The organism is uncultured Nostoc sp. (assembly GCF_964245445.1).
Classification (GTDB): domain Bacteria; phylum Cyanobacteriota; class Cyanobacteriia; order Cyanobacteriales; family Nostocaceae; genus Nostoc.
Map to the genome: position 1 here is coordinate 20,959 of NZ_CAXTNE010000045.1, position 15,563 is coordinate 36,521.

The window sequence follows — 15,563 nt, forward strand, 5'->3', positions numbered from 1 at the left end:
CTTCCAACAACACCCAAAGAATAGTCAAAAACCTTATTAAGAGAAGAAACTAATGGCTGATAACAACAAAACTCTTGTTGCCTATTTCCAGAGTTGGTCTGAAAAGTGGAGCGACGATCCCAAAAAACTGCAACTAGCTAACATAGCGCCTTATGTGAATATGGTGATTGTGTCTTTTATAAAACCAGATGCAACCTACGAGGGTGGCAATAAACTATCAGGTACAGGGCTTGATTTCAGTGCAGACGGAGTGGTGATAAAAGACGCAATCGCCTATCTCAAAAGCAAAAATCCTAACACAAAAGTGTTAGTAGCAGTAGGTGGAGCTACTTATCAAAATTTTGCGACTTTGAATACTAAGGCGATCGCAGATGTGGTCAAAGATTTTGGATTTGATGGTGTAGATATTGACTACGAACCGTTCAATAACGGTCAGTATTTATCCACAAACGGTCAAGTCACCTGCACAACAGATGATGAGTATCGTCGGATTGTTAACGAAATTCGCCAAGCACTACCCAGACCATACTTAGTCACCATAGCAGCTTGGAGTGTTGGTGCTTATGGTGAAGGGCAATGGACAGATGCTAAACCGAAAGCTGCCCTAACAGGTTTATTGCTCAACTTGTTGCGATCGCCTGAAGTTGAGTACATTGATCAACTCAACGTCATGTCCTACGATGCAAGCCCTGAATATGACCCAAAAGTTGCCCTAACTGCTTATCAGAATTATTTTAAGGGGAACATTGTCATGGGCGTTGAAGTTCCACCAGAAGGATGGGGCGGACATGTTTATACCATACCGGAAGTTCGTAATTTGGCACAGGCGGTTGTTGACTCGAACGCGGCTGGAATGATGCTATGGAGTTTACAAAAGCAGCCAGAAGGAACGCCAACTGACACCAGCCCAAACGCTCAAATGATCGCACAAGCGATATGTCAAACTTTGTCACTCGGTAATTGTGAGCAACCACTTTTTCAACTCTAAGTTTTCTACAAAGATGGCAATTTATAGCATTTAATTTACGATGCTAATCCCAATGTCATCGAACCCGACCCTAACCAAATTCAAGTTGAAGTGTTACTTATGATTTCATCACCTCAATCGCAATACGTTCTGGTGAACAGTTCGCAGTATTGGAGTTGGTATGCAAATCAGGAGCGCTGGAACGCGAACTCTCAAACTTCCCAGGCTCTGTCAGGTTTTGCAGACCAAGTGTACGAGAAACTCAAAGAATTTTTAGGAATTGATCCAATTAAAAGCACACCTCTGCTCCTCTGCCAACCTCCACAAGCGCAATTTTGGGTTGGCGAACTACTACTCACAACAATACCTTGGAATCAGGTCGATTTTAACTAGGGTATTTATGGCGGTTCTCAGTTGCATGGAAGACAGATGAAGATTGCTGCGGGGATGAAAGTTACTTTTTACAGCGATATTAACTTTGGTGGACAAAGCAAAACGTTTACGGCTGATACGCCTTATGTAGGCGACGACTTCAACGATAAGACTTCCTCAATCGTCATCGAATTAGTTTAGTATCGTGAGTCAACTGATTTGGAGCCTTCATCCACCCCAATCACGATACATGTCAAGGAATGGGTAATCTGGTTGCGTTAAATTACAAAGGAGATTCAGAGAATTACCATGTCTATTGAAATCTTTACTGATGCTAATTTTTCTGGAAAAACGTCAGGGAATATTGATCATGAGTTTGCCTCGCTTGGCAACGGTTGGAACGACCGAATTTCCTCAATTAAGGTGTATGCTGGCACATGGGAATTTTTTGAACATACGAACTTCCAAGGAAGAAGTTTTCGGCTGACGCCAGGTGAATATGCCTCGGTTCCAAATGACTGGAATGATATAATCTCATCCTTTAAACGAGTCGAAGGCTCAACGCCTGGTGGTATCGCACAAGAGATATTGAATGCCCACAACTCGTATCGTTCAAAAGTCGGTGTTCCGCCCCTGGCTTGGTCTGATACTTTAGCAAATCATGCTCAACAGTGGGCAAACCATCTTGCTGCCACTCAATCGTTCAAGCATAGTGGAGCAGACGGGGAAGGAGAAAATCTTTGGATGGGCACATCAGGCAGATTTAGCTTTACCCAAATGGTTGAGGGTTGGGGAAATGAAAAGCAGCATTTTGTGATGGGAACATTTCCAAATGTGAGTAATAATGGCAATTGGGCTGATGTTGGACACTATACTCAGGTCGTTTGGCGGAATACGACTCAAGTAGGATGCGCTGTCGCTGACGGGGGTGATGGGAATACAAGACTCGTTTGCCGCTATAGCCCCCAAGGAAACTTTGTAGGTCAACGACCGTTCTAAGGTGACTTAAACAAAACAACAGAGTTAAAAAGATTATAATGCTTAACTAGCATAGCCTTCACGTTGAAAAAAAAAGTTTACAGTACAGCCCAAGGTCACTAACTCCACCGTTACACAGTCGTTTTTCCGTAACACAGGCGACGACGCGATCGCGATGTGGAACGATCCAGGTGGCGGTTTCAACACCTTCTCGTTCAACCACTTTTTCCCTATTCACGCAACAATGCCGAAAAGCACAGCAGATCGCAGAACTTTTTAGTCTACTGACAGTGAATAAACTGATCCCACTGCTACCAATTAAAAATCAGAAGGTTCAGCTAAAAACCTCTGATTCTCTACAGTGAATAAACTGATCTCACTGCTACCAATTAAGAATCAGAGGAGAGGGTATTTGTACTGAGTGCAAACTATACTCTATTTTTTATCAAGCCTTTAAGTCACGCCATCATAACTGATGGAGTTCACAAAACATAAATTTGCAATTGTAAAGGATAACAGCTATGGCGAATATTGTGGTGATTATTCCTGGAAATGACGCTAATAACATCTTGGATGGTACACCCTTTAGAGATGACTTGATTGATGGCAAGGGAGGAAATGACTTTCTCTACGGAAATGGGGGTAATGACACTCTTGAAGGTAGAAATGGAAACGATAACCTTTATGGTGGTACAGGCAATGACGTTTTAAGAGGCGGTTTGGGCAGTGATTTCTTAGATGGTGGTGTCGGTGTTGATATACTCACGGGCGGATCTGGTCAAGATACTTTTGGCTATTACGATCCCCCATTTGCTAACGGTTCCCCAGTGCAAAGCCCCAACCGTATTAGCGTGTTGAATCAGCCAGATGACATTACCGACTACCAAATCGGTGTAGATAATTTCGTGTTTGAAACTGGCAAGCTCGGACTTGATTTTAATGCCCAGGTTAAATACCAGGAAGGGGTTAGCTCTAGACTATCGGGTAATGCCAATCTACTAGTGTTGCTCGATGCATTTCCCAATGCTGCTGCTGCTGCCAAAGCAATTGCTGATAACAATAAGATTACATCTGATGAAGGATTATTTGTCTATTATAACTCTACACTTGGCATTTCAAGAGTTGTGTATTCTAATGACTTAGATGACGGCGGACCAATCAGCGTTTTGGCTAATCTGAATAATCTCACTAGCTTGTCTAGCCAGGCTAATTTTTCACCTCAAGACTTCTCTTTTATCACCCTATAATATCAACTCTAGCTCTAGCTATAGCCAGCTTCGTTTGAGCTTTCTATAGGACTGATATTTTATTTTTGAAATATCCCTCTCCTAAGAAACCGTATTTGCTTCGGGCTGGGGAATAAGCTCAAAACCTAAAGCTAGAGCTTTTTTCTGGAGGTTATTGATGACTCGTTCTTGATAACGTTGTTCATAATAATCCATGCCTTGATCTTGATAGTTACGGGGTTTTTGTAGCAATCGTACAGAAACTTACGCGAAGGCTCTATGCCTTACTGGATAAAGGTTCTAAGCATCAAAATTTTAAAAGTAGTGCATTTGATCTGTAATTAGTCTGTCCAAAAAGACTCAAACCGTTGCGAAGACATTTGCGTGTAGCGCCCGGTATAATGAATATTCTTATGTCCTAAGTAGTCTTGAATGGCTCTTGTATCGTGATCTGAGTTAGCCAAATAATAGCCACAAGCATGACGCAGTTGGTGGGGATGAACTGGTTGAGCAATTCCCGCTTTTTCACCAGCTCGTGCAATAATGTGACGAATAACTCTGGTGGACAGTGGGGCTTTACGCTCGGAAACAAACACATATGGGGTATCGGGATAATCCCGTTGTATCTGACGCAACGCTCTTAATTCTGGCGCACGCAGAGGGTGAACAGTATCATGCCCATGTTTGACCCGACGAATTTCAATATAACCATCTGACAAATCGACCTGAGACCACTTGAGTGCCACTAACTCAGCTCCTGCATTGTCCATGTCGAAACATGAGTAAAATAATTGCTGCATCCCTGGTTCCATGCCGCCCAACTTGACGAGCTGCATGGATCATAGATTCAACTTCTTTTAGATGTAAATATTCCCGTTCTCGTTGTGATGGACGTTTGACAGGTGGCGGAGAACGAAACGGGAACTTTGCCGAAAACAGAAGTTGAGTAGCTTTTGCAGACATGGCTCAAATCCTCATTTCATGGTTACTATGTCTAAAATACTTTGCCTAAAATAATACTAACTAGGCAAAGTTTAAAAATGAAGGAGAATGTCAATTCAGTTTTTGACCGAGGAGCAAAAACTCCGTTATGGGCGTTACGTGGGAGAACCGACACCTCTGCAATTAGCTCGCTATTTTCATCTCGACGATACAGCACGACAATTGGTGAAACAGCGTCGTGGCGACCATAATCGTTTGGGCTTCGTCATCCAACTTTGCACAGTGCGGTTTTTAGGAACTTTTTTGATTAACCCAATTGATGTCCCACCTGGAATCGTAGCTGATCTCGCTCAACAACTAGACATCTCCCAAACCAACTGTCTGCTGCGCTATTTAGAAAGACCCACCACTCATTGGGAACACGCTCAAATCATCAAGCGAAACTATGGTTATCGAGATTTTACTGAACAGCCCTCTAGGTGGCGTTTGCTGCGTTGGCTATACGAGAGAGCTTGGATCGGCGATGAAAGTCCAAGTATTCTATTTGACTTGACTACCGCCCGCTTGCTTGAGAACAAAATTCTTCTACCTGGAGTGACGGTGTTAGTCCGGCTGATTGATAGTGTTCGAGAACGGGTCAATCAACGAGCTTGGTCAGTTGTATCCAAACTGCCAACTCCTGAGCAACGAACTAAACTGGTGTCTATTTTAAGGGTCAACGAAAAAACCCAACAGACTCCTTTAGACCAGTTGCGCCGTTCTCCGACCCGGTACAGTGCGCCTGCTTTAGTAGCCGCTTTAAATCGTCTCGTCACAATTCGTGCTTTCGGAATCAGGAAATTAGATGTAACGAAAATCCCACCCATTCGCTTCAAATCCTTAGCAAAAACGGCTTTAACGGTTCGGGCGCAAGCTATTGAGCGAATGTCAGATTCTCGGCGCATCGCTACTCTAGTTGCGTTTATCCATATCATAGAAGCTATCGCCACTGATGATGCCCTTGATATCTTAGATTTATTGATCAAAGATTTGCTGTCCGACTCGGAACGAGAGGGCAAAAATCAACGGTTGCGGACTCTGAAGGATTTAGATACATCTGCTTTACAACTATCTGTTGCCTGTCGAGTCCTACTCGACCCAAATTGTGATGACCAAAAGGTTAGAGAGCAGGTGTGGCAACTGATTAGCAAAGAACAGTTAGAAACAGCGATCGCTAAAGTAGAAGATTTGGCTAGTCCAAATGACGATAATTACTACCGGGAGTTATTGTTGCATTGGCGAATTGTCAGACGTTTTTTACCTATTCTACTGCGAACAATTGATTTTCAAGCCAACATGGCTGGCCAACCTATTTTAACCGCTTGGCGTTTTCTCCAGTCCATTGAAGGACAGCGCCAGCCCAAGATGGAGAATGCACCACTAGCAGTGGTTGGTAAAAATTGGGTGCAATGGGTTGTTACAGAAGACGGAAAAATTGACCGTCGCGCTTATACTTTTTGTATTCTAGAGCAAATGGTTGATTCTCTGCGTCGCCGAGATTTATTTACTAGTCCTTCTGAGCGTTGGAGCAATCCGGGAGCTAAATTATTACAGGGTCAGGCTTGGGAGTCAGCCCGCTCTCATGTATGCCGAGTTTTGAACCTGCAAGCAGCTCCTGCCTCTGAACTCCAAGTTCTCAAACAACAGTTAGATGAAGCCTATCAGCGTACTGCTAGCAACCTACCTCACAATACTGCTGTCAAAATTGAAGTCGCTAAAGGACGTGAGACATTAACTATCAGGAATTTAGATAAATTAGCAGAGCCTGAAAGTTATCCTCAACTCAAAACACTCGTAGACAGTTTATTGCCTCATGTTGATTTACCCGAAGTCCTGTTGGAGATTCAAGCAAAAACTGGATTTATGGATGAGTTTACCCATGTCAATGAAAGTTTTGCTCGTGTCAATGACTTATCCACTAGTATTTGTGCTGTATTAATCGCATCTGCTTGTAATATTGGTTTAACCCCCTTAGTGCGCTCAGATGTCCCAGCCTTAACTCGTGGCAGACTGACTTGGGTTGAGCAAAACTACATTCGTCCTGAAACTCTGATTCGAGCTAATGCACGATTAGTCGATGCTCAAGCTCAGATTCCTTTGGCGCAGATATGGGGAGGTGGCGAAGTTGCATCAGCCGATGGTCTACGCTTTGTTGTGCCTGTACGTACCCTCAACGCCGGGGCTAACAGCAAGTATTTTGGTCAAGGACGTGGTATTACTTATTACAACTTTACCTCTGACCAATTTACTGGTTTTCATGGTTTGGTCGTTCCAGGAACCTTGAAGGATTCGCTCGTGGTTCTGGTAGGGTTACTCGAACAACAGACCAGCTTGCGTCCCAGAGAATTAATGACTGATACCTCTGGCTATAGTGATGTGGTTTTCGGACTGTTCTGGCTGTTGGGTTATCAGTTCAGTCCGCGCTTGACAGATGCAGGAGAAGCCCGCTTCTGGCGGCTCGACAGAAACACTGATTACGGGGTGCTAGATAAGTTAGCACGGGCTACAGTTAAAACGGAATTGATTGAGCAGAATTGGGATGATATGTTGCGAGTGGCAGGGTCTCTCAAGTTGGGAACTGTCAGTGCCTTAGAAATTATGCGGGCTTTGCACAGAGGTAAAAAACCTTCTACTTTAGCCAAGGCGATTGCAGAATTGGGGCGAATTTCTAAAACTTTGTATTTGCTTAACTATGTCGATGATGAAGATTACCGTCGCCGTATCTTGACCCAATTAAACCGAGGGGAGAGCCGTCATAGTTTAGCTAGAGCTGTGTTCTTTGGTCGTCGAGGAGAGCTACGTCAAGCTTACCGGGAGGGGCAAGAGGAGCAATTGAGTGCATTGGGGTTAGTGGTTAACGTACTGGTGTTATGGAACACTTATTATTTGGATGTAGCTCTTAATCATTTACGTGCTGAAGAGAAAACTGTCATGCCAGATGATGTAGCTCGCTTATCTCCTTTAGCACACGACCATATTAATATGTTAGGGCGCTACCACTTTAATTTGCCTGAGTCTTTAAAGAATGGCGGGATGCGTCCTTTGCGCTCTGATAAGGGTGCGGCAAAGGCGTGGGCTGAAACTCTTTACTGGTAACTCATAGAGCCTTAGCGTAAGTTTCTGCACGATTGCTACAAAAACCCCTAGAGTCTTAAAAACTACGACTACGAGACAAGTTCTTTAAGGAGGTAAACTGATGGTTAAACAAAAGCTTGACAGTACCAGTAGGGCCATTCCTCTGCTTGCGAACAATTAACTTAGAAATGCCACGGTCAGGTGTATCGATATGCAGAGGTTTCAGGGGCTTCCAAACAATAGAATATGCTCAGTCTATGTGTTGGCGAACACAAACAGTATTTGTAAAAATATTGTATTCTCTTACACAAATACAAAATTCTGTCCAATCTTCTTCACCAAAAAATGAGTTTGGCAAACCTCACCAATTATCCGTATCCTAGTACCCGACGAGTAATTATGGGTAGCCGGGGAGCTGTGGCAGCTAGTCAACCGTTGGCGACTATAGCTGGTATGGAAATGTTATTGGCTGGTGGCAGCGCGGTTGATGCTGCGATAGCTGTGGCCATCGCCCTGACTGTAGTTGAACCTACTGCAAATGGCATTGGTGCTGATGCTTTTGCTTTAGTTTGGGATGGCAAACTGCATGGTTTAAATGGTTCTGGAAAAAGTCCGCAGAAACTAACTCTACAAAACTTTGCTGGACTCAATGCCGTACCCAAATATGATTGGCGTGCTGTTACTGTACCGGGTGCTGTTAGTGCGTGGCGAACCTTGTGGGAGCGTTGGGGACGTTTACCTTTTGAGAAGTTATTTGTCCCGGCAATTCGCTATGCCGAAGAAGGCTTCCCTGTATCGCCTATGGTTTCCCTAGCTTGGAAACGGTTGGAACAAAATTATCTGTCGCTTGTAGGTCAAGAATTTAACTTTTTTAAACAAGTATTTTTTCCCAATAATAGAGCGCCTGAGGCAGGAGAAATTTGGCATTCTCACGCACACGCCCAAACCCTGCGAGAAATTGCCGCAACTGGTGGTGAAAGCTTTTACCGTGGTAACATCGCTCAACGTATCGCTGACTTTGCCGCCGATACTGGTGGTTACTTAACTAAAGATGACTTGGCAGCTCATCAAGCCCAATGGGTGCAACCCATATCTACGAACTATCGGGATTTGACAGTTTGGGAAATTCCACCTAACACCCAAGGGATTGCAACTTTAATTGCCTTAAATATCCTATCCGGCTTTGAATTGGATCGTTATCCGCGAGAATCCGCACAAAGTTACCATTTACAAATCGAGGCGATGAAACTAGCCTTTGCTGACGTGTATAAGTACATTGCTGACGAACCTTTTTTAAAAGTAGCTACAAAGGATCTTCTCTCGTTAGATTATGCTGCTAAACGCCGTGCTTTAATTACAGAACAAGCGATCGCTTTAGCTGAACCTGGATTACCAAAAGGTGGAACAGTGTATCTCGCCGCCGCTGATGGCGAATTAATAGTATCTTTGATTCAATCTAATTTTACAGGCTTTGGTAGTGGCATCCTCCCCGCAGATACCGGCATAGCTTTGCAAAATCGGGGTTACGGGTTTGGCCTTGATTTGCAACATCCTAACCATTTTGCCCCCAATAAGCGCCCAATTCATACCATTATCCCTGGCTTTTTGACTCAAGGCGATCGCCCAATTGGAGCATTTGGTGTCATGGGAGGAGCTATGCAACCACAAGGACATCTGCAACTAGTGGTGAATTTAGCTGATTATGGCTTCAATCCCCAAGCTGCTTTAGATGCTCCCAGATGGCAGTTCGTTTCTGGTTCTACAGTATTAGTAGAGCAAACTGCATCGAAGGAAATAACTCAACAACTAGCTAAACGCGGCCATCATGTACTGCAAAATCCCGATGATTTTTTCGGCCGCGGTCAAATTATTTACAAGCAAGAGCGAGTTTTAATTGCTGCCTGTGAGTCTCGTGCCGATGGTTTGGCTGTGGCTTGGTGAATAGATTTCTTGCAAAATTCCCAAATGCATGGAACAAGTAGGTTAGGGGAGATTTATAAAAATAAAGCTATTGCCTACATAGCTACACTTTGTGCCGACATGAATAATTGAGTTGCAAAACTGGGAGGCACAGAATAGCCGATAATTGACCCAGCTGTAGCAGTTTCGTTGGGGAATTCGTACCAACTGGGAAACCCTTGCAAGATTGCTGCACCTTGAATTGACAAGGATTTGACCGTCCCTTCGACTACGCTCAGGGCAAGACCATCAGGCAACCAAATATCAGCGAACTTACCACGGTTGCAGCCCTTGTGATCGGTGAAGTGGGATCGCAATACCGTGTTGCAAGGTAAATGTCCAGGTTTATATTTGGACTGTGTACGTCCCCCAACTCTCTGTATTAACAGTGGTGTGGGCGCATTCCCGGCTAAAAATTTCTCCAAAGCTTGCCGTTGTTTGGGGAGTAGTTGGGAATCGGTCATGGTGGGGATGAGATGGGCGATCGCCTCGTACCAACCACAAGGTGTAGTTCGTGAAGGTAAAGCAACGTAAAACCCCCTACTTGCAATCAGGACTAACCGCCGCCGCGCCTGGGGCAGTCCAAAATCAGCCATATTCACCACGCTGTAAGTAACCGAGTACCCCTCTTGCTCCAAAGCTGACAGGATGATACTGAAACTCTGACTGTTCTGATAGCGTGGGACATTCTCTAGCGTAAACACCCGTGGCTGCAACTGTCGGATGGCTTCTGCTACGGCGATCGCTGCGGTCAGGTCATCAGTTCAAGCGCAATACCAGCTTTGGCTGTGTGGGCAAGGCTTACGTTGGCGCATACCGGGGAGGCATGGAGATAGTCGGGGCAGCGTGGAAAACCTAGAAATCCTGACTGTGCTACTTCTTGCACTGTTAGTTGGATTATTCTACAGCCATACTCGCTGAAGTTGTGGTGATGGGTTTTGGCGTTCGTCCTTGACGTTGCCGCAGGCATCGCCCTGCTCAAGTCTGGTTTGCTTGGGTCAAACTCTACTGCAATGACCGGACGAATCCTGGCTTGCACCATTCCAGCTTCAATCCCGCCGCCACCCGCGAATAGCACAACAGCGATTGGGGCATCATCTGGCAGAACTGGTTTAAATTTTGTGTTATCAAAATTTTTGCAGATATTTAATTTTGGTGATGTCTTTTTGGTTTTCGCTTTTTTGATAAAGGCGATGATATCTTCCTTAGTTGCCCCCTGTTGTTGCATTAGACGAATCATTGGGACAGCGCCAGGGGAAATTGAGCCTATACTTTTGTGCTTTGAATCATAATATGGGAAGAAAATTGAACCATAAATCGAGAAAGAGTTAACGTAATTTCGGGCTTTCTCACCAATCCCAATATAAAACTTTGAATCAAATCATGAGAGAGAGTTAAAGTTTTGAAGCATAATTAAAAAATGAGTTGAAAAAACACAATTGAATGAAACTTGCACAAAAAGGGTAAGTACTATTACCGGATTAATCTTGGACGATCGTTAAACCCAAAGCTTTATAAGCAGTTAACATCTTATTGGATACTGTTGGTGCAGTTACCAGATAAGTTAGTGCATGAATCGACTCGACTACATAAGGAGCAGCTGTGTCTAACTTCTCTGCTGTCGCTAATCCAACTACTTCCGCTGCTCCAGCAATCATTGCTCGTTTAACATAGGCTTCTTCTAAATTCGGCACGCTAATACCAACTTCTGGATGCAGACTACATACGCCCAACATGCACAAATCTGCACGAATCATCCGTAATGCCTCGATTGTAGCTGCACCGACGTTTACCAAAGCTTTTTTGTAGAGTTGTCCGCCCAACATCACAACTTGAATGTGGGGATGCTCTGCTAAGGCAACGGCGATTGGAGGACTATTTGTGACGATTGTCGCTTGTAAATCCAAGGGTAAATGATGGGCTACTTGGAGAGTTGTCGTACCACCATTTAAAATTACCACTTGCCCTGTACAAATCAATTTTGCAGCCGCACGGGCGATCACTTCTTTCTCTTTTGGTGCTTGTTTTTGCCGATCTGCATAACTGGCGATCGCCGGAGAAGCCAAAAGCGCTCCTCCATGAACCCGCTGCAAAGAACCAGATTCGGCTAATTCCCGCAAATCCCGACGAATCGTATCCTCGGAAACCTTTAGCACAGCACTAAGTTCCGATGACAGCACCTTTTTATCACGACGCAGAATTTCTAAGATGAATTGTCGTCGCTCTGCCGTTAGCATAGAAGCTTTTTCATGAAATTGCATATTTGCCCTTGAAAATACACGTTTGTGAGTTTATACTTATAACTATGCGGATTGTTGCATATTTTTTCTTGGGTTTAAATAAATTCAAGTATATTCGTGCAAAATGAGAGTTTAACGATTTTAGCCGATCCCTCGTAACAACGGAATCCTCTAAGCTACATCATTCCTCGTAGACCACTCGCTAATCAAAAGGATGGAACAATTTAAGCAAAAACACAGCAAAAACGCATTTAATCCGGGCGATCACTGACGAAGGTCGTCGATAGTCATCAATCCACATTTCAAATTAAAGGCATAAAACATGACACTTACTAATACGCAATTTCCCATTAATCTCGGTGCTTATAAACCTCTGGCTCTCAATCCCACAAATCCAACTCTTACAGATGAACAAAGAGAAATTCTCAGAGCCAACATTCAATTGTGCCGCGATGCGATCGTCCTGTTTACAGCCACTGGTGCTGCCAGAGGAGTAGGCGGTCACACTGGTGGACCTTACGATACAGTACCAGAGGTGATGATTCTCGACGCATTTTTCCGGGGAGCAACCGAGAAATTTGTGCCGATCTTCTTTGATGAAGCGGGACATAGAGCCGCAACCCAGTACTTGATGGCAACCTTACAAGGTGAGCTAGATGCCGAGCAACTTCTACACTATCGTGAAGCACACTTTGCCTTACCAGGACATCCCGAACTAAAACTAACTCCTGGTGTGAAGTTTAGTACTGGACGACTAGGGCATATATGGCCCTACGCTAATGGTGTAACCTTAGCAAATCCTGGCAAGGTAGTCTTCTGTCTTGGTTCTGATGGCTCCCAGCAAGAAGGCAACGACGCGGAAGCTGCCCGCTTGGCTGTTGCTCAACATCTCAACATCAAGTTAATTATTGATGATAACGATGTCACCATCGCCGGACATCCATCCAAATATCTACCTGGTTTCACAGTCGCCAAAACCTTAGAAGGTCACGGATTAAAGATACTAGAAGGAGACGGGGAAGACTTAGACGATTTATATCGTCGCATGAGCGAAGCAGTAAATACTCCTGGCCCGATCGCTCTAATTAACAAACGCCCGATGTGTCCTGGTATTGAAGGGTTAGAAGGCTCGATTCACGGTCACGATGTCATCTCGGTAGACTTGGCGATCAAATATCTCGAATCACGCGGACATACAGCTGCTGTTGAATGTCTGAAAAACATTGAAAAACCCAAACAAAGCTATACTTTTGTTGGTTCTGGCGATAAATGGGGCGCTAACCGCAATGTATTTGGTGAAGCAGTGGTTGATGTCTTAAGCCGGATGAGTGAAGAAGAACGCAAGCAAAGCGTCAAGGTCATTGATAGCGATTTAGAAGGTTCTTGCGGACTCAAGAAAATTCACGAGACATACCCGGAAATTTTTATTTCCTCTGGAATTATGGAGCGGGGTAACTTCTCTGCTGCTGCTGGGTTTGGCATGGACCAAGGAAAGCAAGGGATTTTTGCAACTTTCAGCGCTTTCTTAGAAATGTGCATCTCAGAAATTACAATGGCACGGCTGAACTACTCGAATGTTCTTTGCCACTTTTCCCACGCAGGTATCGATGACATGGCAGATAACACCTGTCATTTCGGTATAAACAACATGTTTGCTGACAACGGCTTGGATGATGGCCAAGCAACACAGCTGTTCTTTCCCGCAGATACTAATCAGATGAAAGCTTGTGTAGAAGCTGTGTTTTTTGAGCCGGGACTGAGGTTCATTTTCTCCACTCGTTCTAAAGTGCCGAATATTCTTGACAGCAACGGTAACGACTTCTTTGGTGGTGACTATAAATTTACCCCTGGTAAAGATGAGGTGATTCGAGAAGGGACGCAAGGCTATATCATTAGTTTTGGTGATGCTCTATATCGTGCCCTCGATGCAGTGGAACGTCTCAAACAGTCAGGGCTAGATGTAGGTTTGATTAATAAACCAACCTTGAATGCTATTGATGAAGAAGCGATCGCAAAAATCGGTAAAGCTCCTTTCGTCCTTGTTGTAGAAGCATTCAATCGTCGAACCGGATTAGGTAGCCGTTTTGGTTCCTGGCTGTTAGAGCGTGGGTTTACTCCTAAATACGCTCACCTTGGTACTCATAAAGAAGGTTGCGGCGGTTTATGGGAACAGTATCCACATCAAGGCATCGATCCAGTAAGTATAATTAACAAGGTTAAAGACCTAGTTCAATAACAGAACGGAAGCACAAAGATTGTCTGTTGAGACTAAGTATAAGGGTGTAAGGTTTCCCTTCCCTACACCCTCACACCAGCAGTATTCTTTGTTCTGGAGTTTAGACTAAGGCATGACAAAGTGACCCAGCAGCACTGAGTTGACAAACTACACACCTAAAAATATAAAAACATGGCAGATTCGGTCAAAATATTTAATGAGTATTCAAATCGAGACTTAGAGCAACGGAAGGTTTGGTACACGCCAGTTGTGGAAGCTTATGATCGAGGCAGACCCCGCTATCCTGAAGCACTAATACAGCGAGCGATTGAAGCCGCTCACCTTTCCCCTGACTCAACCATTCTCGAAGTCGGATGCGGGTCAGGAATTGCGACGATTAACTTTGCTCAGTTGGGATGTGCAATCGATGCGGTAGAACCGAATCGAGATTTCTGCCAAGTTGCAGCACGTCGTCTTGCAGCATTTCCGAAGGTTCAACTCTTTCAGGAATCCTTCGAGGAGTGGCAAGTTCAACCACAAGCGTATGAAATTGTACTAGCAGCAAATGCTTGGCACTGGATATCATCCGGCATCAAATATGTGAAAGCATCACAGACGTTACGAGAGGATGGTTCTCTCGTTTTACTTTGGAACCTGACGCTTGAGCCAAGTCATGAAGTTCATCAAGTCTTGAATCAGGTTTATCAAGCTTACGCGCCCGCGATCGCACCTGAGTACGAAGGTCGAGAGAAACAAGCTGAAATTGCCGCAGGCTTGGGAAAACCTGTCGGGGATTCAGGATTGTTTGAGCCTCCCTCCACAGAAATCTTCCCTTGCGAACAAACCTATAGCGTTGATCGGTATCTCGATTATTTGAGTAGCGGTTCACAATACGTTGCCTTAGAGTCGCAAGTGAGAGTAAATCTATTTTCGGGATTGAGAACTGCGATCAAACAGCAATTTAAGGGCGAAATTCATCTGTTTAACTTAGCTGCATTTCAAATTGCGCGGAAGATCTAAATATTATACCGCAGACATTAGATGAGATTGGGGCTTTTATTTTAACTTAACCGACTCCAGCATCCAATGAAAGAGCCAAAACACGCCTAATAATCGTTGTTTGAGTTCTTTCGGTGATTGCATTTGGACTCCGATGACGATCGCACACCTCTGATATGTCTGAGGTTTTTCAGCCAAAACTGTCTTAGAATTATCAGTTTGATTTTTCCTCAACATCACATCATAAAATTTAAAGCAACTTTTTTAACATAACTTTGCATTGTGTCCCATTTTGCACGTATCCGATACTGTCGGCTAGACCCCTAAATTATCTCGCCAAGTTCAAAAATTTCGATGTCGATAAATCGCACAACATCGTCGCAGTGCCGAGCTTACCGTAAAGGCGGTTTTTCTCAACAATCAACTCAATAGTGCGGTCGCTTGGGTCTTTTGTGTAGACAGCATCCCGGTAAAGCATGATTAACTGGTCACAAACCGGGAGCAATGCGATTTTGTGGGATGATTCCAAATTGGGTGCGATCGCAGGGTAA

Annotated in this window: 15 protein-coding genes and 1 pseudogene; 9 read left to right on the forward strand and 7 right to left on the reverse strand. The window is 44.3% G+C overall.

Annotated elements, in window-relative coordinates; translation table 11 throughout:
• Nucleotides 1-52: 52 nt before the first annotated feature.
• The 5 genes from ACFE90_RS10760 (at nucleotide 53) to ACFE90_RS10780 (ending at nucleotide 3,564) form a co-directional block, all read left to right on the forward strand.
• Nucleotides 53-988: a glycoside hydrolase family 18 protein gene (locus ACFE90_RS10760; protein WP_375500280.1), complete on the forward strand. Its 936-nt coding sequence runs from the start codon at nucleotides 53-55 to the stop codon at nucleotides 986-988.
• Nucleotides 989-1,087: 99 nt separating this feature from the next.
• A complete protein-coding gene (locus ACFE90_RS10765) occupies nucleotides 1,088-1,360 on the forward strand; it encodes a hypothetical protein (protein ID WP_375500282.1) in 273 nt (90 codons plus the stop codon).
• Nucleotides 1,361-1,396: 36 nt separating this feature from the next.
• Nucleotides 1,397-1,540, forward strand: coding sequence for a peptidase inhibitor family I36 protein (locus ACFE90_RS10770; protein WP_375500284.1), 144 nt, complete (start codon nucleotides 1,397-1,399; stop codon nucleotides 1,538-1,540).
• 108 nt (nucleotides 1,541-1,648) lie between these two features.
• The gene (locus ACFE90_RS10775; RefSeq protein WP_375500286.1) at nucleotides 1,649-2,338 is read left to right on the forward strand and encodes a CAP domain-containing protein; all 690 of its coding nucleotides are present in this window, start codon (nucleotides 1,649-1,651) and stop codon (nucleotides 2,336-2,338) included.
• Between the two features lie 500 nt (nucleotides 2,339-2,838).
• Nucleotides 2,839-3,564: a calcium-binding protein gene (locus ACFE90_RS10780; RefSeq protein ID WP_375500288.1), complete on the forward strand. Its 726-nt coding sequence runs from the start codon at nucleotides 2,839-2,841 to the stop codon at nucleotides 3,562-3,564.
• A 320-nt stretch (nucleotides 3,565-3,884) separates the two neighbouring features.
• Here ACFE90_RS10780 and ACFE90_RS10785 read toward each other — a convergent pair whose 3' ends face one another.
• Together ACFE90_RS10785 and ACFE90_RS10790 are read right to left on the reverse strand one after the other, a co-directional pair.
• Nucleotides 3,885-4,289 carry a tyrosine-type recombinase/integrase gene (locus tag ACFE90_RS10785; RefSeq protein WP_375500290.1) on the reverse strand — a complete coding sequence of 135 codons (405 nt, stop codon included), beginning with the start codon at nucleotides 4,287-4,289 and terminating at the stop codon, nucleotides 3,885-3,887.
• A 4-nt stretch (nucleotides 4,290-4,293) separates the two neighbouring features.
• Complete coding sequence (locus ACFE90_RS10790; protein WP_375500292.1) at nucleotides 4,294-4,506, reverse strand: hypothetical protein; 213 nt, start codon at nucleotides 4,504-4,506, stop codon at nucleotides 4,294-4,296.
• An 87-nt stretch (nucleotides 4,507-4,593) separates the two neighbouring features.
• Between ACFE90_RS10790 and ACFE90_RS10795 the strand changes: the two genes are divergently transcribed.
• Together ACFE90_RS10795 and ACFE90_RS10800 are read left to right on the forward strand one after the other, a co-directional pair.
• On the forward strand, nucleotides 4,594-7,620 hold the full coding sequence (locus ACFE90_RS10795) for a Tn3 family transposase (protein WP_375500294.1): 3,027 nt from the start codon (nucleotides 4,594-4,596) through the stop codon (nucleotides 7,618-7,620).
• A 324-nt stretch (nucleotides 7,621-7,944) separates the two neighbouring features.
• A complete protein-coding gene (locus ACFE90_RS10800) occupies nucleotides 7,945-9,540 on the forward strand; it encodes a gamma-glutamyltransferase family protein (protein WP_375500296.1) in 1,596 nt (531 codons plus the stop codon).
• Nucleotides 9,541-9,614: 74 nt separating this feature from the next.
• Here the strand turns inward: ACFE90_RS10800 and ACFE90_RS10805 are convergent, their stop codons facing one another.
• From ACFE90_RS10805 to ACFE90_RS10815, 3 genes are all read right to left on the reverse strand, one after another.
• Nucleotides 9,615-10,262: a DNA cytosine methyltransferase gene (locus ACFE90_RS10805; protein WP_375500298.1), complete on the reverse strand. Its 648-nt coding sequence runs from the start codon at nucleotides 10,260-10,262 to the stop codon at nucleotides 9,615-9,617.
• Between the two features lie 47 nt (nucleotides 10,263-10,309).
• The gene (locus tag ACFE90_RS10810) at nucleotides 10,310-10,798 is read right to left on the reverse strand and encodes a hypothetical protein (RefSeq protein ID WP_375500300.1); all 489 of its coding nucleotides are present in this window, start codon (nucleotides 10,796-10,798) and stop codon (nucleotides 10,310-10,312) included.
• 241 nt (nucleotides 10,799-11,039) lie between these two features.
• Nucleotides 11,040-11,819: a DeoR/GlpR family DNA-binding transcription regulator gene (locus ACFE90_RS10815; RefSeq protein ID WP_375500302.1), complete on the reverse strand. Its 780-nt coding sequence runs from the start codon at nucleotides 11,817-11,819 to the stop codon at nucleotides 11,040-11,042.
• A 301-nt stretch (nucleotides 11,820-12,120) separates the two neighbouring features.
• On the opposite strand from ACFE90_RS10815, the gene ACFE90_RS10820 reads away from it, so the two are divergent.
• Together ACFE90_RS10820 and ACFE90_RS10825 are read left to right on the forward strand one after the other, a co-directional pair.
• Nucleotides 12,121-14,034 (forward strand): transketolase C-terminal domain-containing protein, encoded by a 1,914-nt coding sequence (locus tag ACFE90_RS10820; RefSeq protein WP_375500304.1) that lies wholly within the window; start codon nucleotides 12,121-12,123, stop codon nucleotides 14,032-14,034.
• A gap of 171 nt (nucleotides 14,035-14,205) precedes the next feature.
• Nucleotides 14,206-15,033, forward strand: a complete 828-nt coding sequence (locus tag ACFE90_RS10825) for a class I SAM-dependent methyltransferase (RefSeq protein ID WP_375500306.1) — start codon at nucleotides 14,206-14,208, stop codon at nucleotides 15,031-15,033.
• A 36-nt stretch (nucleotides 15,034-15,069) separates the two neighbouring features.
• On the opposite strand, the gene ACFE90_RS10830 is transcribed toward ACFE90_RS10825, so the two are convergent.
• Together ACFE90_RS10830 and ACFE90_RS10835 are read right to left on the reverse strand one after the other, a co-directional pair.
• Nucleotides 15,070-15,210 (reverse strand): hypothetical protein, encoded by a 141-nt coding sequence (locus tag ACFE90_RS10830; RefSeq protein ID WP_375500308.1) that lies wholly within the window; start codon nucleotides 15,208-15,210, stop codon nucleotides 15,070-15,072.
• A gap of 130 nt (nucleotides 15,211-15,340) precedes the next feature.
• Nucleotides 15,341-15,563 (reverse strand): annotated as a pseudogene (locus ACFE90_RS10835) (hypothetical protein); the annotation flags it as partial.